20 protein-coding genes and 1 rRNA gene are annotated in these 19,699 nt (G+C 39.5%); all 21 read right to left on the bottom strand.

Annotation, left to right across the window (positions count from 1 at the left end):
* Positions 1-75: ribosomal RNA gene (locus ACSU6B_RS25125) — 16S ribosomal RNA — on the bottom strand; the annotation flags it as partial.
* A 349-nt stretch (positions 76-424) separates the two neighbouring features.
* Entirely contained in the window at positions 425-1,909 is a 1,485-nt protein-coding gene (gene lysS, locus ACSU6B_RS25120; RefSeq protein ID WP_410889056.1) for a lysine--tRNA ligase, read from the bottom strand.
* A 191-nt stretch (positions 1,910-2,100) separates the two neighbouring features.
* Complete coding sequence (gene dusB / locus ACSU6B_RS25115; RefSeq protein ID WP_410889055.1) at positions 2,101-3,102, bottom strand: tRNA dihydrouridine synthase DusB; 1,002 nt, start codon at positions 3,100-3,102, stop codon at positions 2,101-2,103.
* A gap of 27 nt (positions 3,103-3,129) precedes the next feature.
* Positions 3,130-3,336 carry a helix-turn-helix domain-containing protein gene (locus tag ACSU6B_RS25110; protein WP_168241482.1) on the bottom strand — a complete coding sequence of 69 codons (207 nt, stop codon included), beginning with the start codon at positions 3,334-3,336 and terminating at the stop codon, positions 3,130-3,132.
* Positions 3,288-3,815 (bottom strand): 2-amino-4-hydroxy-6-hydroxymethyldihydropteridine diphosphokinase, encoded by a 528-nt coding sequence (gene folK, locus ACSU6B_RS25105; protein ID WP_410889054.1) that lies wholly within the window; start codon positions 3,813-3,815, stop codon positions 3,288-3,290. Before folK ends, ACSU6B_RS25110 begins: the two co-directional genes overlap by 49 nt.
* 2 nt (positions 3,816-3,817) lie before the next feature.
* Positions 3,818-4,177 carry a dihydroneopterin aldolase gene (gene folB / locus ACSU6B_RS25100; protein ID WP_214717294.1) on the bottom strand — a complete coding sequence of 120 codons (360 nt, stop codon included), beginning with the start codon at positions 4,175-4,177 and terminating at the stop codon, positions 3,818-3,820.
* Positions 4,170-5,012: a dihydropteroate synthase gene (gene folP / locus ACSU6B_RS25095; protein WP_410889053.1), complete on the bottom strand. Its 843-nt coding sequence runs from the start codon at positions 5,010-5,012 to the stop codon at positions 4,170-4,172. The genes folB and folP overlap by 8 nt, the downstream gene beginning before the upstream one ends.
* A gap of 145 nt (positions 5,013-5,157) precedes the next feature.
* The gene (gene cysK, locus ACSU6B_RS25090; protein WP_215000024.1) at positions 5,158-6,087 is read right to left on the bottom strand and encodes a cysteine synthase A; all 930 of its coding nucleotides are present in this window, start codon (positions 6,085-6,087) and stop codon (positions 5,158-5,160) included.
* A gap of 148 nt (positions 6,088-6,235) precedes the next feature.
* The gene (locus tag ACSU6B_RS25085; protein WP_410889051.1) at positions 6,236-7,129 is read right to left on the bottom strand and encodes a peptidyl-prolyl cis-trans isomerase; all 894 of its coding nucleotides are present in this window, start codon (positions 7,127-7,129) and stop codon (positions 6,236-6,238) included.
* 33 nt (positions 7,130-7,162) lie between these two features.
* On the bottom strand, positions 7,163-8,041 hold the full coding sequence (hslO, locus tag ACSU6B_RS25080; RefSeq protein WP_410889049.1) for an Hsp33 family molecular chaperone HslO: 879 nt from the start codon (positions 8,039-8,041) through the stop codon (positions 7,163-7,165).
* Between the two features lie 14 nt (positions 8,042-8,055).
* Positions 8,056-8,841 (bottom strand): type III pantothenate kinase, encoded by a 786-nt coding sequence (locus tag ACSU6B_RS25075; protein WP_410889047.1) that lies wholly within the window; start codon positions 8,839-8,841, stop codon positions 8,056-8,058.
* Positions 8,842-8,951: 110 nt separating this feature from the next.
* Positions 8,952-10,892 carry an ATP-dependent zinc metalloprotease FtsH gene (ftsH, locus tag ACSU6B_RS25070; RefSeq protein ID WP_410889046.1) on the bottom strand — a complete coding sequence of 647 codons (1,941 nt, stop codon included), beginning with the start codon at positions 10,890-10,892 and terminating at the stop codon, positions 8,952-8,954.
* Positions 10,893-11,017: 125 nt separating this feature from the next.
* Positions 11,018-11,563 (bottom strand): hypoxanthine phosphoribosyltransferase, encoded by a 546-nt coding sequence (gene hpt, locus ACSU6B_RS25065; RefSeq protein ID WP_410889045.1) that lies wholly within the window; start codon positions 11,561-11,563, stop codon positions 11,018-11,020.
* 25 nt (positions 11,564-11,588) lie between these two features.
* Positions 11,589-12,974, bottom strand: coding sequence for a tRNA lysidine(34) synthetase TilS (tilS, locus tag ACSU6B_RS25060; RefSeq protein WP_410889044.1), 1,386 nt, complete (start codon positions 12,972-12,974; stop codon positions 11,589-11,591).
* Positions 12,975-13,173: 199 nt separating this feature from the next.
* The gene (locus tag ACSU6B_RS25055) at positions 13,174-14,187 is read right to left on the bottom strand and encodes a serine/threonine protein kinase (protein ID WP_215016803.1); all 1,014 of its coding nucleotides are present in this window, start codon (positions 14,185-14,187) and stop codon (positions 13,174-13,176) included.
* Complete coding sequence (locus ACSU6B_RS25050) at positions 14,156-14,893, bottom strand: vWA domain-containing protein (protein ID WP_168241471.1); 738 nt, start codon at positions 14,891-14,893, stop codon at positions 14,156-14,158. The genes ACSU6B_RS25055 and ACSU6B_RS25050 overlap by 32 nt, the downstream gene beginning before the upstream one ends.
* Before the next feature lie 94 nt (positions 14,894-14,987).
* Positions 14,988-17,462 (bottom strand): stage II sporulation protein E, encoded by a 2,475-nt coding sequence (gene spoIIE, locus ACSU6B_RS25045; RefSeq protein ID WP_410889043.1) that lies wholly within the window; start codon positions 17,460-17,462, stop codon positions 14,988-14,990.
* 299 nt (positions 17,463-17,761) lie between these two features.
* Entirely contained in the window at positions 17,762-18,199 is a 438-nt protein-coding gene (locus ACSU6B_RS25040; protein ID WP_215000039.1) for a S1 domain-containing RNA-binding protein, read from the bottom strand.
* Positions 18,200-18,294: 95 nt separating this feature from the next.
* Positions 18,295-18,678, bottom strand: a complete 384-nt coding sequence (locus ACSU6B_RS25035; RefSeq protein ID WP_410889041.1) for an FtsB family cell division protein — start codon at positions 18,676-18,678, stop codon at positions 18,295-18,297.
* A 13-nt stretch (positions 18,679-18,691) separates the two neighbouring features.
* The gene (yabQ, locus tag ACSU6B_RS25030; protein WP_410889039.1) at positions 18,692-19,324 is read right to left on the bottom strand and encodes a spore cortex biosynthesis protein YabQ; all 633 of its coding nucleotides are present in this window, start codon (positions 19,322-19,324) and stop codon (positions 18,692-18,694) included.
* Entirely contained in the window at positions 19,321-19,623 is a 303-nt protein-coding gene (gene yabP / locus ACSU6B_RS25025; protein ID WP_168241468.1) for a sporulation protein YabP, read from the bottom strand. Before yabP ends, yabQ begins: the two co-directional genes overlap by 4 nt.
* Between the last annotated feature and the right edge of the window lie 76 nt (positions 19,624-19,699).

Genomic DNA, 19,699 nt, shown 5'->3' with positions numbered 1-19,699 from the left:
ATTGGTTCGCTCGACTTGCATGTATTAGGCACGCCGCCAGCGTTCGTCCTGAGCCAGGATCAAACTCTCCAAGAAAGTTGATTAGCTCATTTTGTTACGTTGGCTTAGTTTCAGAATTGAAACTAAAAATTTTGTTTGTTTGCACGATTTTGTTTGTTTAGTTTTCAAAGATCAATTTCTCTATCGCCTAAAAGCGACTTTATAATCTTACCAAGTTATCAATGTAAAGTCAATAACTTTTTTTATTTCTTTTATCTTGTCATCACTGCCTCGCAGCAACAGATATTAATATACCACCATTAAAGACCTAGTGCAATAGTATTTATTATTTTTTTATATAAAATTACAAAGTAAAAATATTCTAACTCTTCAAGGCTAAAAGCAATAAAAAAAGTGCCAGTGGCACCGGCACTTTCTAAAGATATTACTTATGACGCATTAACGGGAATAACAGTACGTCGCGGATAGATGGTGAATTAGTCAACAGCATAACTATGCGGTCTATTCCGATTCCTAATCCTCCAGTAGGCGGCATACCATACTCCAGAGCTTCAACGAAGTCATCATCCATCATATGGGCTTCGTCATTCCCTTGTTCGCGTTCCTTTAATTGCGCTTCGAAACGTTCTCTTTGATCAATCGGATCATTAAGCTCTGTAAACGCGTTTGCATGTTCACGCGCTACAATAAATAATTCAAAACGATCTGTAAATCGCGGATCCTCATCATTTTTCTTCGCAAGCGGCGAAATTTCTACTGGATGGCCGTAAATAAACGTAGGCTGGATTAACTTTTCCTCTACTTTTTGCTCAAAGAATTCATTTACAATGTGACCATAAAGCATGTTGTTATTAATTTCGACACCATGTTCTTTAGCAAGTTGACGAGCCTCTTCCACACTCATCTCTTTCCAGAAATCTGCACCCGTGTATTCTTTAATGGCATCAACCATGTGAAGTCTTTTCCATTCCGGGTTAAGGTCTACTTCATAATCCCCATATTGAATTGTAGTGGAACCAACTACTTCTTTAGCAATGTGGGCGATTAAATTCTCAGTAAGACTCATGATATCGCGATAATCTGCGTAGGCTTCGTAAAGTTCAATCATTGTGAATTCTGGGTTATGACGGGTAGAGACCCCTTCATTCCGGAATACACGGCCAATTTCATAAACCTTTTCTAGCCCCCCGACAATTAACCGCTTTAAGTGAAGCTCAATAGCAATCCTCATAAACAACGGCATATCGAGAGCATTATGATGCGTAATGAACGGACGTGCGGACGCACCCCCAGCGATAGAATGCATCATAGGTGTTTCAACTTCTAAATAACCATGGTCATCTAAATAACGACGCATCGATTGAATAATACGGCTTCTCGCAATAAATGTCGCCTTACTTTCTTGGCTCATAATTAAATCCAAATAACGCTGACGGTAGCGCTGTTCTACATCTTTAAGTCCATGGAACTTATCAGGCAGCGGACGCAATGCCTTTGTTAAGAACACAAAGTTTTCAACCTTTACGGATAGCTCGCCCACTTTTGTTTTAAATAAAGTTCCAGTTACCCCAATAATATCCCCTAGATCAGCGGTATCAAATAGTTTGTAATTCTCTTCACCAATAGCATCCTGACGAACATATACTTGAATTTGACCCGTTAAATCTTGAACATGCGCAAAACCTGCTTTACCTTTTCCACGCTTCGTCATAATTCGGCCTGCTAAAGAAACAGAAATGTTTTTTGCTTCGATGTCTTCTTTTTCTAATTCTCCATATTGCTCAATCAATTCATTTGTATTGTGTGAACGGTCAAAACGCTTACCAAATGGATCAAGACCATTTTCGCGCATGGTGTTCATTTTTTCACGTCTGACCCTTAATTGGTCATTTAAATCTTCCTGACTCATAAAATCCACTCCAATAATCATTTATTATGTAAAATGCTTTTATTAATCCATCCATTTTTCTACATACTTTATTATTTTACACAAACTTATAGTTTCAGACATCAAAAAAGATCTTAATAAAATAAAAACTGCCAGTTATTTCACTGGCAGCATCCAATTAGTATTAGAAAAAGACACTTTAAGTGACAAATTTACCCTACAATCAACTGACTTTGTTCTTTTTCCTCAACTTCTAACACTAAGTCGTTTAATAATGTCACTAAGTGATCTCTTGTTTCACACTCATTAATGGCATTACGAACTTTAGCGTTGCCGCGGACCCCTTTTAAATACCAAGCAGTATGCTTGCGCATTTCGCGAACCGCAATATTTTCATTTTTCAGAGCGATTAAGCGGTCAAGATGAAGAATACATACATCAATCTTTTCTCTAACAGTTGGTTGAGGCATTAATATCCCAGATTCTAAATATTGTACGGTACGATAAATCATCCATGGATCTCCTAATGCAGCTCTTCCAATCATGACTCCGTCCACACCAGTTTCCTCGAGCATTCGTTTGGCATCCTGTGGTGTCTGGACGTCCCCATTCCCAATTAACGGAATGTTAAGATTTTGCTTTACTTCACGGATGATATCCCAGTTTGCTTTTCCTTCATACATTTGAACACGCGTTCGACCATGAAGCGACACAGCCTTTCCTCCTGCGCGTTCGACTGCTTGGGCATTTTTAACAGCAAAAATATGCTGCTCATCCCAGCCCATCCGCATTTTCACGGTAACAGGCTTTTCCACTTCCGCAACTACCGCAGAAACCATCTCGTAGATTTTATTTGGATCAAGAAGCCATTTCGCTCCCGCATCACATTTAGTGATTTTTGGAACAGGGCAGCCCATATTAATATCGATAATATCAGCATTGGTATTCTTATCAACAAATTTGGCTGCTTCGACAAGCGTTTCCCTTTTGCCGCCAAAAATTTGCAAACTAAGCGGTTTTTCACGCTCATCGATGTAGAGCATATTCATTGTTTTTTCGTTTTTATAAACGATACCTTTATCGCTTACCATCTCTGCACAAACTAAACCAGCACCGAACTCTTTCACCGTTAGACGGAATGCAGAGTTACATACCCCAGCCATTGGAGCTAAAACCACTGGATTCTTCATTTCAATTTCGCCAATCTTCAACATGAAACTACCTCCTATTCTTTGATGAACTTATTCCTTAGGAGTTAAATCATCTATACTTATTTTTAATGAATGCGCAATTCTCTCAAGAAGGTCAACTGCAGGCAGGCGATTTCCTCTTTCAATCTCTCCTAAGATCGATACAGATACACCTAGTTCCTTCGAAAAGCCTTCTTGTGTAAAGCCCTTTAGCTTCCGATAGGCACGAATCCGTCTTCCCCATTTTTCCGCTTCCATATTCGGACTCCTTCTTTATCAGGTAATTCTTCTAACGATGATTCAAGCAATTTATTTATCTTTAAAAATTGACTGTCGTGAATGATCTCTAAAAGTGGAATAATTACAAAAGCCCGTTCTAACATCCTCGGATGTGGAACTATGAGCCTCTCGCTTTCAATATTTTCTTGGTTAAAGGTAAGAATGTCAAGGTCTATTGTTCGCGGACCCCACTTTATTTCCCTTTTTCTCCCAAGTTCCAATTCGATTTTTAAGCATAACTCTAGCAACTCCATTGGACTTAATGCCGTCTGAATCTCAATTATCATATTCAAAAATAAGTCTTGGTCTTCATAGCCAACCGGATCTGTTTCGTAAATAGAGGAGTAATTTACCAAGTGAAGATCAGAATAGCTTGTTAATTTTTTGATTGCACTCGTTAAATTATCATATCGGTTTCCTAGATTCGATCCAAGGGCAATAAATGCTGTGTTTTCCACTTTTATCTTCTCCTTGTAATTTCTACTGCAACAGACCTGTAATGGCCCGAAATCGGCGGATTTGGCTTAATCACGGTTACTGTAACCTCGGATACAAGTGGAAACCCCATCAGAACGTTTGAAGCAATGCTTTCTGCAACAGCTTCGACTAACTTATACGGCTGCCCCTCGATTATTTCCTTACATACTTGGTATAACTCAGCATAATTTACTGAGTGCTCCAGTTCATCTGTTTCGCCTGCTTTTTTTAAATCAAGGGAAACGGATAAATCAACCTCAAATCGCTGTCCCAGCCGAGTCTCTTCCGGGAAAACACCATGGTAGCCGTAAAACTCCATTCGATTGACATAAATTTTATCCAATCAGTTCACCCTTTCCCATTAGGGCATCCATCATTTTTGCCATCCTGCTCATTTCCTTGACATCGTGAACACGTATTATGTGGCAGCCCTTTTGGATTCCATAACAAATCGTTGCTCCTGTACCTTCCATTCTTTCGTGAACTGGAAGATCTAACGCCTGTCCAATCATTGTTTTTCTGGATGTCCCTAATAATACTGGATAGCCCAGTTTAACAAATGTATCTAAATTCTGCATTGTTAGCAGATTTTCTTGGTAATCTCTCGCAAAACCGATACCAGGGTCGAGAATAATATTTTCATCCGTTACACCTGCATTTTTGACAATCGTTATACTTTCATAAAGATCATTAATGACATCTCTCATGAAAACCTTATAGTTTCGGTCATGACGATTATGCATAAGCACGATTGGAACACCGTAGTCTGCAGCAACTTGACCCATTTTTTCATCGGCTTTTGCCCCCCATACATCATTGATTATATGGGCGCCTGCTTCAATCGCCTGCTTTGCCACTTCTGCCTTATACGTATCAATCGAGATTGGTACATCGACATGCTTAGCGATAGCCTCAATTACCGGGATTACCCGTTTGAGTTCTTCCTCGAGGGGAACCGCTGCAAAGCCAGGCCGTGTCGATTCACCGCCGATATCAATGATATCAGCCCCATTTGCGACCATTTCTTTTGCTCGTTCCACAGCCATTTCAACATGATTAAATTTGCCGCCATCTGAAAAGGAATCTGGAGTTGCATTTAAAATGCCCATAATAATGGTTTTTTTACTACTATCCAAGGTATATGGTCCACATTTGATTTGTTCTTGAGTTGCTCTCATACCTAATCCTCCTATACAGGCTTTTTTCACTCTTTTTATCATACATGAAATCTTAATTAGTTTACAAAAAAAAGAAGCATCGGTAAGCCGACGCCTCTCTTTAATTGTCTAATTTCAACGCCCAGCGGCGTTTCCACTTTACTATTTATTCAGCATCATACTGGTAAAGCACTGTACTTAAATAACGTTCACCGTTATCAGGAATAATTGCTAGAACCTTTTTACCTTTTCCAAGTTTCTTCGCAACTTCTAATGCAGCATGGATTGCTGCTCCTGAAGAAATACCACCAAGAATTCCTTCTTCTTTAGCTGCACGTCTTGCTGCAGCAAAAGCATCTTCCGTTCCAACTTGAATCACTTCATCATAAATATCAGTATTTAAGGTTTCTGGAATAAATCCTGCTCCAAGACCTTGGAGCTTATGCGGGCCAGGTGATCCGCCAGAAAGAACAGGTGAATCTGTTGGTTCAATAGCAACAATTTTTATTTCAGGGAATTTTTCACGAAGAACACTTCCTGCTCCAGAGATCGTTCCTCCAGTTCCGATTCCTGAAACAAATGCATCTAATTGATCCATTTGTTCAACGATTTCTTTACCTGTTGTTCTTCTATGAACTTCAGGATTCGCTTGGTTCTTAAATTGCTGCGGTAAGAAATAACCATGTTCCTGTACTAATTCTTCTGCCTTAGCAATAGCACCCTTCATACCAGCTGGACCAGGTGTTAACACAAGTTCCGCACCGTAAGCACGAAGTAGATTCCTTCTTTCCAAACTCATCGTTTCAGGCATAACAAAAACGGCCTTGTAACCTTTTGCTGCAGCAATCATAGCTAGTCCAATTCCAGTATTTCCACTTGTAGGCTCAATAATGGTATCAACACCAGGTTTAATTAAACCTTGTTCTTCTGCTGCTTCAATCATAGCTAAAGCGATACGATCCTTTACACTGCTTCCAGGATTAAAATATTCAAGTTTTAAATAAACCTCTGCACTATTTTCATCTACTAATCTGTTTAATTTAACGATAGGCGTTTGACCGACTAAATCGGCAACTGAATTTGCAACACGAACCATTTAGAGCACCCCTATTCCGAGTAATTTGATTGGATTTATATAATTTAATTTACCAGTTTTATACTTAGTTTGTCAATCGTTTTGTTTGGCTATTTTTACAATATTTCAAATTTTAGAAAGAAAAAACACAGTAATAACATCTGTGTTTTTAGTTTCCTTCTTTACCGTAAAACCAATCCACCTGAGCATCATCCCAAAAAGTAGAAGCAGCAGCTGGGGATTTCATTTGTTCTAGAGCAATTTGGCGCCGAATTTGCTCTTTTACATCTTCAAAGGAATATTTCTTTCCATTTATTTTTCCTTCTAGCTTAATGATCGCATAACCTTGGTCTACCTTGATTGGCATACTGTAGGCGCCTTTCTTTAATTCCTTAGCTATTTGGATATATTGGACCGGGTAGCGTTCATCTTCCTCACTAAGGTATCCTATATCTCCGCCTTCATTAGCAGAAAATTCCTCAATCGAACGTTCCATAGCTAATGTCGAAAAGTCCGAACCTTGTGCTAATTCCTGTATGGCCTGGTCTGCTTCTTCCTCTGTACTCACAACAATATGTGATAAATGAAAGGCAGGCGGCACATGAAAAAGCTCTTTATTTTTTTTATAATAGTTACTTAATTCATCGTTTGAGACCTCGACATCTTTTGTTAAAAGTTCCTCTAAAAGGAGGTTGCTTCGGATTTGTTCCTTCCACTTCTCTTCATTTTTTACGCTCTGTTTACTCAAAGAATTATAGGTGGCTTGCAGCATTCTATATTCACGTTCAACATCTTGATTGGTTATTTTAATTTTATATTTCGCTGCCATTTCCTCTATGACCTTTTGATCGACCATTTCTTTTAAAACATCTTTTCCATATCTAGCTTCTAGTTCATTCAGCCATTCTTGTCTTAGGATTGTTTTTTTTCCGACGGTTGCAACTGCCTCTTCATTCATTACTGCTCCACCTGCCAGATTTGCCTTTGATAAAAAAAAGGCGATTGTTAGGCAATTAACCATGATCAGGGCCGCAATAACCATCCAAAGTTGCTTCCTCCCCAACGTCTCTCCCCCAATCAGAAAAGCGTAAGCACCTTACTTTGCATCCTTTTTCAGTTCTTCTAATTCATCGCTCGAAAAGAGGTACTTTTCATTGCAAAAGTGACAATGAGCCTCAGCCTGTCCATCTTCTTCAATCATGGCATGGATCTCTGCTGCCCCTAAGCTAACAATCGCATTAGCAAAGCGTTCTTTAGAGCAATTACATTCAAAGCCCACTGGCATCGTTTCTAGGACCTTTACATGCTCTTTTCCAAAAAGCTCTTCGAGGATTTGTTCTGGTGTTAAACCTCGTTCAATTAATTTGGAAATGGGCTCAATGGTTTTTAATCTTTCTTCCAGATTTGAAATGATGCGTTCCGGTGTCCCAGGCATTAATTGAAAAATAAACCCGCCTGCTGCCAAAATGCTATCATCGGGATTTACTAAAACACCGACACCCACCGAAGAAGGAGTTTGCTCAGAGGTCGCAAAGTAATACGTAAAGTCTTCTCCTAATTCACCTGATACTAACGGAACCTGTCCAGAGAAAAAGTCACGCAGACCCACATCCTTGACAACCGCAAGTGTCCCTTCAGTACCGACCGCGCGGCGGACATCAAGCTTGCCATTTTCAGTTGATTCAAAATCAACTTCTGGGTTGGTTACATACCCGCGGACTTCCCCTTTAGCATTGCTATCAACAACAATTGGGCCAATCGGGCCGCCACCGTTGATTTTAATTGTTAATTTATCCTCACCCTTTAGCATAGCCCCCATCATTACCCCTGCGGTCATCGTGCGGCCGAGTGCAGCTGATGCCGTCCGCCAGGTTTGATGGCGCCTTTGCGCCTCACTTACCGTTTCTGTTGTACGAACGGCATAGGCTCGAATATTGCCATCATAGGCAAGTGCTTTTACTAGATAATCCTTCATTTATAAACCCCCTTCTAGCTGTTATTCTTTAGGATATCCACGTTTCTCTTATAGATAAGCTGTAAACCTTTTAAAGTTAAAAATGGATCAACAATATCAATAATGGTTGATTCTTGGGCAATTAAATTAGCTAGTCCGCCTGTCGCAATCACCGTTGGCTTCTTCTCGCTTTGCTCCATCATCCTCTTTACGATGCCCTCTACCTGTCCTACATACCCGTAGACAATACCAGCCTGCATCGCCGCCACGGTATTTTTGCCGATTACCCCTTCAGGGCGGGCTATTTCAATTCTCGGCAATTTTGACGCTCTCGAATAAAGGGCCTCTGTTGAAATACCCACTCCCGGGGCAATCGCACCACCCATATATTGGCGTTCCTCATTCACATAACAATAAGTTGTTGCGGTTCCAAAATCGACAATAATCAAGGGACTGCCATATTCGTGGATAGCGGCAACAGCATTAACAATTCTGTCCGCCCCAACTTCTCTTGGATTTTCATATTTAATATTTAAACCCGTTTTAATCCCTGGTCCAACAACGAACGGCTTCACATGAAAATACTTTTGACACATTCTTTCCAGCGCAAACATAATTGGTGGAACGACAGAGGAAATAATAATGCCATCAATATCTGAAAAAGAGAGGCCAACATGATCAAACAATGCTTTAATGTTCATTCCAAACTCATCTTCCGTACGATTTCTATTTGTTTCTACACGCCAATGATATTTAAGTTCCTCACGATCATAAACACCCAGAACAATATTGGTATTCCCTACATCAAATACGAAAATCACATCTATCACTCACTTTTCAGATTATTCTCTTCTATACTGAAAACATAATAACATAAATATGTTTTTTGATAAAAAAAAAGAGCGCTTCAATGAAGCACTCTTTCGACTATTTATTTATTATCTGTTTCATTAGGAGGGTTAAGCGGCTCAACCTCATCCTTTTTCGTATTGATATTAACCTTCACGTCTTCTACTTTTTTCGGACCGATTTTAACGGCCTCTAAAGCGACATTAGGCGCTGGCATATGACCATGGTCAACTAAATATTTAATTTGTTCAGCAACAAGGGTTTCAACTTCAAGAAGTGTCTTTGCAATGAGATCAAGCTTGTCACGATTTTCAGTGAGAATGACTTTAGCTCGAGCGTAACATTCCTTGATAATTCTTTGCACTTCCAAGTCAATTTCATAAGCAATCGCATCGGAATAATTTTGCTCATTATGAATGTCACGGCCTAAGAATACCTGACCGCCTGAACCTTGACCAAACTGAAGCGGCCCAAGCTTATCACTCATACCATATTCAGTTACCATCTTACGAGCAATTCCCGTAGCGCGTTGGAAATCGTTGTGGGCTCCAGTACTTACTTCACCAAAGACAATCTCTTCCGCCACACGCCCTCCGAGTAAACCAACAATTTTATCAAGCAACTCAGGCTTCGTCATAAAGTAACGGTCTTCTCTAGGCAGCATGACAGCATATCCGCCGGCCTGACCACGAGGTACGATAGTAACTTTGTGGACCATGTCGGCTTCATCTAGCACCAAACCAATCACCGTATGGCCGCCCTCATGGAATGCAACGATATTACGTTCCTTTTGGGAAATAACCCTGCTCTTTTTAGCAGGCCCAGCAATTACCCGGTCGGTCGCTTCATCAATATCTTCCATATCGATTTTCTTCTTACTGCTTCGGGCTGCAACTAATGCCGCCTCATTCAATAAGTTCTCTAAGTCAGCACCTGAAAAGCCTGGTGTACGCATCGCAATATTCTTTAAGTTTACAGATTCATCTAACGGTTTATTACGTGCATGTACTTTAAGTACTGCTTCACGTCCGATCACATCCGGACGGTCCACGGTAATTTGTCGGTCGAAACGACCAGGACGTAAAAGGGCAGGATCCAAAATATCGGCACGGTTTGTAGCAGCAATAATGATAATTCCTTCATTTGCCCCAAAACCATCCATCTCAACAAGCAATTGGTTCAAGGTTTGCTCACGTTCATCATGTCCGCCGCCTAGTCCAGCGCCACGTTGACGTCCAACTGCATCAATTTCATCAATAAAAATAATACAAGGTGCATTTTTCTTGGCATTTTCAAATAGATCACGAACACGGGAAGCTCCGACCCCGACAAACATTTCAACGAAATCTGAACCGCTTATCGAGAAAAATGGAACGCCAGCTTCTCCTGCAGTGGCTCTAGCAAGCAATGTTTTACCAGTACCCGGAGGGCCTACTAGAAGCACTCCTTTTGGAATACGGGCACCCAGTTCGGCATATTTCCGCGGATCCTTTAAGAATTCTACCACTTCAACTAATTCTGCTTTTTCTTCATCCGCACCAGCTACATCTCTAAAACGAACCTTTTTCTTATCATCATTATAAAGCTTCGCCTTAGATTTACCAAAGTTCATCACACGGCTGCCGCCGCCTTGGGCTTGGTTTAGTAAGAAGAAAAATAAAATAAAGATAATCACAAACGGAATAATCGATGTAAAGAAAGTCACCCATCCGCTTGTTTCCTTGGCAGGCATTACTTCCACTTTAGAATCCGCTTTATCAATTCGGTCAAGAATCTTTTCGCTGTTTGGAATATAGGTTATGAATTTTTTACTTTTCGCTTCTAACTCACCACGAACTTCATAAACGCCTCGTTCAGGCTGCATTGAAAATGATTTCACTTCGCCATTTTCTAATTGCGTTACAAACTTATCATATGAAATATGATCTGTTTGTTCATTGCTTCCATTAAAGAAACTCACCACACCAATAATGACTAAAAATATCAATAAATAAAAGATGGTATTACGGAAAATCCGATTCATCTCTTACCTCCTCCCACGATAGGCAAACTATACTAAATGGTATCATAGAAAATATTACTAATTCAAGGAATTACTCTCATGCTTAAAGCTTTATATATTGCTTTAGGAATGAGCTAATAAGTATCTTAAAGATTATTGCTGTATACTTCAGGTTTTAAGACACCGATATATGGAAGGTTTCGATATTTTTCAATATAATCCAAGCCATATCCAACAACAAATTCATCTGGCACAATAAAACAAACATAATCAGCTTTAATTGCACTTTTTCTACCAGTTGGTTTATCAAGCAATGTTACAATCTTGATCGATTTTGCTTTCCGATATTTAAATAGGTCAACCAAATAACTAAGTGTGAGACCGCTATCGATTATATCCTCGATAATTAGAATGTCTCTGCCTTCTACAGATGTATCTAGGTCCTTGAGGATTTTTACTTCTCCGGAAGAAACAAGCCCAGTTCCGTAGCTGGAAACATCCATAAAGTCCATTTCAAGGTAGCAATCCATCCGTTTTAATAAATCAGCCATAAACGGCATTGCACCTTTTAGAACACCTATGGCAAGCGGGAATCGATCGTGATACTCTTCCGTTAACTGTCCAGCTAACTCCCGGATTTTAATTTGAATCTCTTCTTCTGTTACTAAGACCTTTTCAATATCCTGTTTCATTCTAAATGTGCCCCCTAGAAGATCGTTACTTTTGATATTTGAATAGTATATATTGTTTAGCTGAGTAATCTATGCCTTCAAGAGAAGATTTTTTTAAACCTGGAAGCCAGATAATAGAACCTTCTTTGTCGGTGAGTACAGGCCACATATTTCGATCATGAACTGGTACTTTCTGATCAATAAATATGGCTTTTAACTTTTTCGATCCTTGCATTCCCTTAATTGTCATCCGATCACCCATTTTCCTTGAACGAATGATAATCGGCCACTGAATACTGCTTGTATGAAACACGGCAGTGTATGGACTTGCCGTTGGAATGCCCCCCTCCATATATTTGCTGCTAATTTCCCCGCCATTTGGCAATAAAATCGTTCCAGGCTCTGTCATTTCAAAATGATATGACTCAACCTCGGTTGGTTGAAATTGGAAGGAAAGGGAATGATAGGAACGGGAAACTTTTAAACCATTGGGCAAATCAAGTTGACCTGATGGGTGAGGATGATTAATTATGAAAAATACTTGATCGATATGTACGGCAGATAATGAAGCTGGTATTTCTTTGTAAAGATAGTTTAATATTAGTTGAATCCCTCGCCTTTGTAAAGGTATAGGCACTTCAAGAAAGCGTTTAATGTCAATGGTAATTTCACTTTCTTCCTTTTTTGTCATAACTGTATTCATTCGTTGGACAGTTAACTCCAGAAGAAAGGTTTCATCACTTTTTAATTCCTCGCTAAACCGTTGGAAATGTTCATGCACATGTGGATTTTCCCTTTTTAAAAAAGGGACAACTTCTTTTCGAAAGCGATTTCTACTATAGATCCCTTTCTCGTTACTCGGATCTATTCGCGGGCTTAGGTTATGATTTAGGCAATATTCCTGAATATCAGCCCTTTCCAATCCTAAAAATGGACGAAAAATGGTTCCCTGTTCAAATGGCCTCGAAAAAGGAATACCCGCTCGAGCCAGTCCCGCACTGCCTCTTGTTAATCTCATTAGGATGGTTTCGATTTGATCATCACCATGATGTGCAAGGGCTAAAAATCGATACTGATACTTTTCCATAATCTTCGAAAAAAACTCATACCTTACATCTCTTGCGGCGATTTGCGAACTTTTTCCTGTGCTTTCCATAATTTCTGGGACATTGACGCGAGTCATCTCAAACGGAAGATTATTCTGTTCACAAAATGCTTTGACGAACAGCGCATCCTCATAGGACTCCTGACCACGAAACATATGGTCTACATGGGCTACAACTAGGGAAAGGTTTTGTTTCTCTTTTTCCGCGAGCAAAAAGTAAAGCAGCGCTAGCGAATCCGGGCCTCCCGAAACACCAATGACAATCTTTTTGGATTCTAATCTGAATCCCTGGTGACTAAGAAAGGCCTTGACCTTAGATTCCAACATATGATTGCACTCTTTCTTAAAACAAAGTTTAAAGCATTAAAACGTTTAGAATAACATTAGTCTACCACTTTTACGAATAAACTATCAAAGCATTGGCATTACAAAATCCTTAGAAATTTTTCCTATTTATCCTCTTAAAGAACTACGTATTAAATAACCTTTCTTCTTATACGAATGACCTTGAGAATAGTTTCAACAATTACAGCAGTTTATTAAATGTGTACCATCCATATAAAAGACCTAACACGATCGCTATTAACCAAAATTCCATCCAGCCACTCTTTTTTTTCTTTTTCCGATAATGCTGCCTTGTTACAGGCTGGTTCCCTTTTGAATCTGGCCGGGGCGGCTGTTTTTGGGAAGGTTTGGTCGGACCAATGGGCTTTAATAGCGGATCGGGCATTTTTTTATCGACCATAAGATCTAATAAGTCTGCTCTCATTTGTTTAGCGCTGCTATAATGGCCTTGAAGTGCTTTTAGGATGACCTTTTCCCACGCTAGCAGTTCCGGCTTCTGTCGGATCGCATCTCTTAATTGCGATATTCCTCCACTGGTTTTCGTTAATCTTTTGGGATAGGCGGTATTAATCATAATCATTGCGACTGCAAACAGGTCATAGGAAGGCTCAGCTTTCCTAGACCCCAGTCCCCAATAACCGCGGTCATAGAACTCCGTGAATTCCTTAATCGCTCTTCCTTGAATGGTCGTGCCGCCAACATCAATGCATCTTATTTTTGGAGGAGGACCTGTGACGATTAAGTTTTCTGGCTTTAGGTCCCCGAATACCCAGCCATTTTCATGAAGCTTGTCTAAATCATTTAAAAGCTGCAAAAATAAAACACTTGTCCAGGATTTCCCCTTTTGTTGTAAAAAAGTTAAAAAGTCTGGTCCTTGGATATATTCCATCACATAAAAGGAAATGCGTCCGTTATTACTCTGCCAATCATCTACATCAAGCAAAGAAGGTCCAAGGGTTGGGGGTCCCTGGACCTTTGCTAAGGATTTTAAAACATTTACCTCAGAAGTGATTGACATACCATTATCACTCATTTTTAAAGCGACTTGAGTGCTATTATGCTCAGCAAGGTAGACCACCCCGTTTGCTCCAAATCCAAGTTCCTTAATAATTTTATACTTTTTTAAATGCCATTTCCCTGAAATGATTGTCCCTTGGCTTACCTTACATTGACTCTTCAAAGTATGATTCATCATCACGTGAAAGCAGGCTCCTTAGGGATTGTTTTTCTTCGAAAGAGGATAGCGCTGTCCGTAACGCTGGTCCTGTCGGTGTTATTCCTCCAGTGGACAACTGGGAGAATACACTTGTCAGAGTTTGCAGTTTAGGTGTCCAATCCAGCAATTTTTCGACATCTTTCTTTTTCCCGGGAAATACATAAACCGAAAATTGATTATCTCCTGTTCGAGCGTTCAAGCTTAGTGAGAGGTCGAGCAGGGCTTCTTTAACTGTCGGAAGTTTGTGTTTCATACTTGCGCTTGTATCGACAAGAATCAACACTTCTAATTCGACAGTTTCTCCTAATTCATCGACAACCTCCATCACTTCTCCGCGTTTTTCAGGCGGGAGGTCTTCCATTGTTTGTGAACGTCCCAAAATTTGTTGCAATTCACGGTTAACCACACCCTGAATCGTTTGGTTCATCGCCTTACGGGTTACCATTTGCACTGTTTGTGAGAGCTGCTGGGCATAGACAATCTGACTGACTCCCCCGCCTGACATCGCGATCCCATCAATTTCAGTCATTCCTTTTTCATCAATGGTATCCTGCTCCATCACACCGATGACATTAACAGTGATTCCTTGTTCTTTCGCTAGTGCAGCCATGGCAATTGGATCGTCCCCTTGATTGGAACATCCATCGGTAATTAGTAATATTTGGCGGATTTTCCCTGTATACATAACCTTCTCCCTTCACAACATGTATTGGTACCATTTTCGACGGGATCTAAATGATTTATACATATTTTAATGAGAGACGGTATAAAATGCTCTATTAGGCCTGCCGTTTCAATTTGGGAACAGGAATGGATGCCCATTTTGGCGTATTATGTTTTATTTTCGCTACAGTCACGGTCATATCATCATGGATGATTTCAGATCTCGATCGAATGACTTCCTCGAGAATTAGATCAGCTACCTCCTGCGGATTATCTGTCTCTAATCCTTGTAATTTTCTTTTCATCCATAAATCATAATTTTCTACATGCAAGGGACCTTCAAACACCCCATCGCTCATCATAATTAGTAAATCGCCAGCTTTTAGTTGTTCACTGACCACATCCACTTCAAATTCTTGAATCATTCCTATTGGCAGATTGCTTGCCTGAATTTTAATAATCTTACTCCCTCTTTTAATAAAGCTTGGTGTGGATCCAATCTTAAGGAACTTGGCTGAAGCATTTTGCAGATCAATCATTGCTAAATCTAATGTAGAAAAAATTTCATCCTGCGTCCGGAGCGATAGTATAGAATTAACAGATTTAATTGCTACTTTTTCCTCGATTCCTGATTGGAGGATTTTTTGTAATAGAAGCAGTGTTTCTTTACTCTCGTAATGGGCTCTCTCCCCATTTCCCATTCCATCACTAATAGCTATCGCATATTTACCTAATCCAAGTTCAATCGTCGAATAGCTGTCTCCCGATACAAGACCCCCATCCTTGGCAGCATGGGCGATTCCTGTTTCTACCGTAAACGCCTTTGATGATCTGAATGTCACGCGGCAAAAGTCATTCGGAATGGTTGCACATTCTTCCTTATTAACGACAATGGTTTCACCGAGAATATCGGATAACATCGGCGCAATTAATTTGTCACACTCTCCATGGCCATCGCAAAATGGCAAAGACATCTCAATATCGACATTTCCTTGCTCGAGGCTATAGATTTCGACTTGTTCTATATGAATTCCGAACGATTGCATGGCCTCCATAATTTGTTCTTCCTGCTTGTGGTGGTTTTCTCTTTCCCGTTGGATCTCTTTCGCAAAATTATCCATCACTTCGGACACACCTAACAATTGATCCGCAACAAGTCTGCGGCTTTCCTGAACCTGCTTTTTCAACTTTTGATTGGCTTGAAAAAACGTTAATTCTTGCCCAATCGATTCATACACTCTTTTTGATCGTGTACAAATCTTTTCCCATTCTCGCGATAGTTTAGTAGAAATATTCCCGTCGTTTTGATCCATTTCATGAATAATTTCTTCCATATAGGCATAGGTTGTATTAAAATTGTTCGCCCAGCATTGATCCTTCTTAAAGCATGTTTGGCAGGTTTTTTCGGTTACGTTACTCATAAAGTAATCCATTTCACGTTCATTTTGCTCTTCTTTTGGTTGGATCTCCATTTGTGAAAAGCTTTTGGACAAGGCATGGAAGACATTAGAGAATTGTGAAACCCGCTGTGCCGTAACATCGCGCATCTTACGCATATATTTTTGCTGCTCTGCTGTGTACTCCGGTGTACCAGGGATATACTTTGCTAATCGAGAAGTTAATACCTGAGGTGTTAAGAGGAATAAGAAGATGGCCGCAGCTGACTCCAATACAGTAAGCAGGATGGATCCTCCGCCTTCCCCATACATGCCAATTAGGAGCGTAGCGATAAATAATCCAATTGAAACACCTATTTTTTTTCCTTCCTTCATCAAGCCCCCCAAGACACCTGAAAAAGCAAGTAAACTCATATGGTAAAAACTAGATACGCTAGCAAGACTAAAAATTAACCCAGTGACGACCCCCACTGTCGAACCGACTGTTGCACCAGCTATAAAAGAAAACACTAATACTAGGTATCTCGACATAATATGCTCAACCGATAGGTCATAAACCTTCCAGCCAATTGTCCCCGTCATAATCGAAGCGAGCATAATGATTAGACAAACGATTTCTTCCGTTTTTAACAATTGTCTCCTTTTATTAAAGGTTAGCAATGGGATACTTTGTAAAAAAATTAACGTCAAAATAAAAGCAAGACTTGTTTGAACTCCGACCATCATTAAATCATATAGTGTCAATTGCTGTGAAAGTATAAACGCCTCAGCCAGTTTCCCCAGCCCAAGCACAATACCGACAATAAAAGGTGTCGATTTCATTTCATTCCTTAACCATTTCTTACATATTTGGAAAACTACCATGTAGCTGAGCGTAACTACGAAGGTAAAAGCTGCATTTGTTAGCGAAATGGTCACTGCACCGATAATCAATCCGATCAAGGCAAGCGGTGCCCGATCTCGTTTAATTAAATAAACAGAGGCAAAAAAGGGAAGGCAAAACGGAGTCAACTTTGCCAAAATCAAGGCCCGTCCCAGCAAAAAACCCACCATTAATAACAGGTACCCCTTTTTTATGAAAAAGGACTCTAGCATTAGTTGAACTTTTTTCATTCCACTCTGCAAAGCCCATTTCGATGAATGAAGATTAACTTCTCTGACTGGTTCTATGAAACTAGCATTTGTCTTTTCCATAAATCACACTCCCTATTCTTTCATCGTTAAGATAATTATAAAATTAATAGTCAGAAAAGTTTGTCAAATTAGTGAACAAGCAAAAAGAATCGTTCGACTGTTTTCACTATTATCATTCAAATAATAGTAATTAGTGTCGTTGGGTGTCATCATTGGGTGTCAGGCACCATGTGAAGAATTCACATGGTGCCTGACACTTTTTTATTGGAAAACAAAAAAAGACAGGCCATTTAGTCCTGTCTTAGATTTATAGATATTGAGTAAGGCCACTCTTATTCTGATAAAAGTTAACAGCAAGTTTACCCCCGCTTAGCTCCTCTTCCTCCACGCTTGGACTCCGTGTGCCGTTTTAAGGAAGATAAACGATCCTCACTATCTTTTAAAAATTTTGCCATTTTGGTTTCAAAATTTTCCGGCTTAGCAGTATTGCGATCGTTGTTTCTACCCTGACGAGGACGTTGTGATTGTGAGTTTGAATGGGATCTTTGCTGCGTCTCTGGTCGATCCTTCGCTTTCTTAATCGACAGCCCAATTTTCCCATCCTTCTCAACATTGAGGACTTTTACCTCAACTTGGTCGCCAACCTTTAAATGATCATTAATATCTTTCACATAGTTGTCCGCAACCTCGCTGATGTGTACGAGTCCTGTTGAGCCACCCGGCAGCTCCACAAACGCTCCAAAATTAGTAATTCCTGTTACCTTCCCCTGTAACTTGCTGCCTACTTCAATTGACATAAAAAGAATGTTCCTCCTTAAAAGTATAAAAAATCAATCTTACTCTATATTATACAAAAAGAAAAAAATCAGTGTCAATATGGCTACAAATTGGTTCATTTCCCCTTTTTTTCATCAGGGATCGTAAAAATAATTTCATTTTTCTCAGAGAAGAAATATTCTTTTCTAGCTAACTTTGCAATATAATCATCATCATTTAATTTAATAATATTTTCATTGAGAATATCCTGTTGATTCTTTAAGTCTGTTAATTGGTGATTAAGTTCCTTCTTTTGAGCAATCTTTGCCTTGAGTTTAGCAGTTTGGGAAATGGTGCTGGAAATCATTAAATAAGAGAGAATACTGGCCAAAACCAAAAACATCGACAGCCGCCTTGCTAATAATTTCTTTTTCCTAGCTGAGGCAATTCCTGCATACTCCTGCTGTTTAACATACGTTGTCTGGATCTTTGACACACTTTTCTTTTGTTCTTCTCCCATTTCCCTCACCGCCTTACTCTTTTGGTTTTTTCCATCTATTTATCATCTTACTAATATAATTCCTGATTTTGTGAAAATTTCCTGCCGTTTTATTATATAACTTCTCGACGGATTTTTTAATACCTTTCGGCAAAAGTTTCCAAAAAATTAACATAATTTTTCGGAACGGTACAAAAATAATCTTTAGGATAAATAGTAAAACTTTACCCATAAATCTAACAAGGGTTAAAAGCCCCCTGCCAATTGAAATGATAATGATAATAATTAGCTGAATAAGACCCAAGATTGGTTTATAAATCAGGAGATGGAAAGCTTTTTTTATAAAGCGGATGACAGCTATCGTTGTTTTAATCGATACCTCAAGCAAGTGAAGGTAAATTCCTTTAAATAAACTCTGGTAGGCGGCAAATCCACAAACAAGCGCGAGGAAGATATAAAATCTTAATTCCCCATTATTCACTAAAAATAACGTGTAAAATATGATCACCGCTTGGATCATCCAAAATAATAAATCATTAAAGAATACAATCCACTGCTTTCTTTTCGGCCGATTTAAAAACCGCTGATAGGTATCGAACATGGCGCCGAATAACGACCCCATTCCAATCATTGAAAGCAACGTAATAAATTGAGTCGAGAGGGTCATCGGAATAACTTACTAAAGAACCCTTTAGCTTTCTCCCCGTGCTGTTCGTCAAGGTAAACTAAATCAAAAATTTTCCCCTTAATCGAAACAATCCCCTTTTCTACATCGAGATTTTTCATTTGCAAATTTTGTCCTTTGATTGCTAAAAATCCCATCGATGTTTCTAATAAAAACTCTTCATTATCAAAACTCTCCACTTGCTTAACACCTGTAATCTCAAGAAGTTTTCTGCCTCTCATGATGACGTCATGGTCTGGAACACTGCTCTTTGTTGGATTATTATCATAGTACTGGCTCATTAACATCCCTCACAATCATTTGTACAACCTTTTTGATACAATTTATGTGAAGGATTTGAAAATTAGAACTCGGTTA

Source organism: Neobacillus sp. C211, from assembly GCF_051842875.1.
Taxonomy (GTDB): Bacteria; Bacillota; Bacilli; order Bacillales; family Cytobacillaceae; genus Neobacillus.
This window is presented reverse-complemented; position numbering and strand designations above follow the sequence as displayed.

Coding starts and splice junctions, on each gene's coding strand:
- hslO (WP_410889049.1), bottom strand. CDS start 8,041: ATGAAGGATTATCTAGTAAAAGCACTTGCCTATGATGGCAATATTCGA.
- dusB (WP_410889055.1), bottom strand. CDS start 3,102: ATGTTGAAGATTGGCGAAATTGAAATGAAGAATCCAGTGGTTTTAGCT.
- lysS (WP_410889056.1), bottom strand. CDS start 1,909: ATGAGTCAGGAAGATTTAAATGACCAATTAAGGGTCAGACGTGAAAAA.
- ftsH (WP_410889046.1), bottom strand. CDS start 10,892: ATGAATCGGATTTTCCGTAATACCATCTTTTATTTATTGATATTTTTA.
- hpt (WP_410889045.1), bottom strand. CDS start 11,563: ATGAAACAGGATATTGAAAAGGTCTTAGTAACAGAAGAAGAGATTCAA.
- ACSU6B_RS25050 (WP_168241471.1), bottom strand. CDS start 14,893: ATGTATACAGGGAAAATCCGCCAAATATTACTAATTACCGATGGATGT.
- ACSU6B_RS25110 (WP_168241482.1), bottom strand. CDS start 3,336: ATGGAAGCGGAAAAATGGGGAAGACGGATTCGTGCCTATCGGAAGCTA.
- cysK (WP_215000024.1), bottom strand. CDS start 6,087: ATGGTTCGTGTTGCAAATTCAGTTGCCGATTTAGTCGGTCAAACGCCT.
- ACSU6B_RS25035 (WP_410889041.1), bottom strand. CDS start 18,678: ATGGGAGAAGAACAAAAGAAAAGTGTGTCAAAGATCCAGACAACGTAT.
- spoIIE (WP_410889043.1), bottom strand. CDS start 17,462: ATGGAAAAGACAAATGCTAGTTTCATAGAACCAGTCAGAGAAGTTAAT.
- tilS (WP_410889044.1), bottom strand. CDS start 12,974: ATGTTGGAATCTAAGGTCAAGGCCTTTCTTAGTCACCAGGGATTCAGA.
- yabP (WP_168241468.1), bottom strand. CDS start 19,623: ATGAGCCAGTACTATGATAATAATCCAACAAAGAGCAGTGTTCCAGAC.
- folP (WP_410889053.1), bottom strand. CDS start 5,012: ATGAGAGCAACTCAAGAACAAATCAAATGTGGACCATATACCTTGGAT.
- ACSU6B_RS25055 (WP_215016803.1), bottom strand. CDS start 14,187: ATGATGAATCATACTTTGAAGAGTCAATGTAAGGTAAGCCAAGGGACA.
- yabQ (WP_410889039.1), bottom strand. CDS start 19,324: ATGACCCTCTCGACTCAATTTATTACGTTGCTTTCAATGATTGGAATG.
- ACSU6B_RS25040 (WP_215000039.1), bottom strand. CDS start 18,199: ATGTCAATTGAAGTAGGCAGCAAGTTACAGGGGAAGGTAACAGGAATT.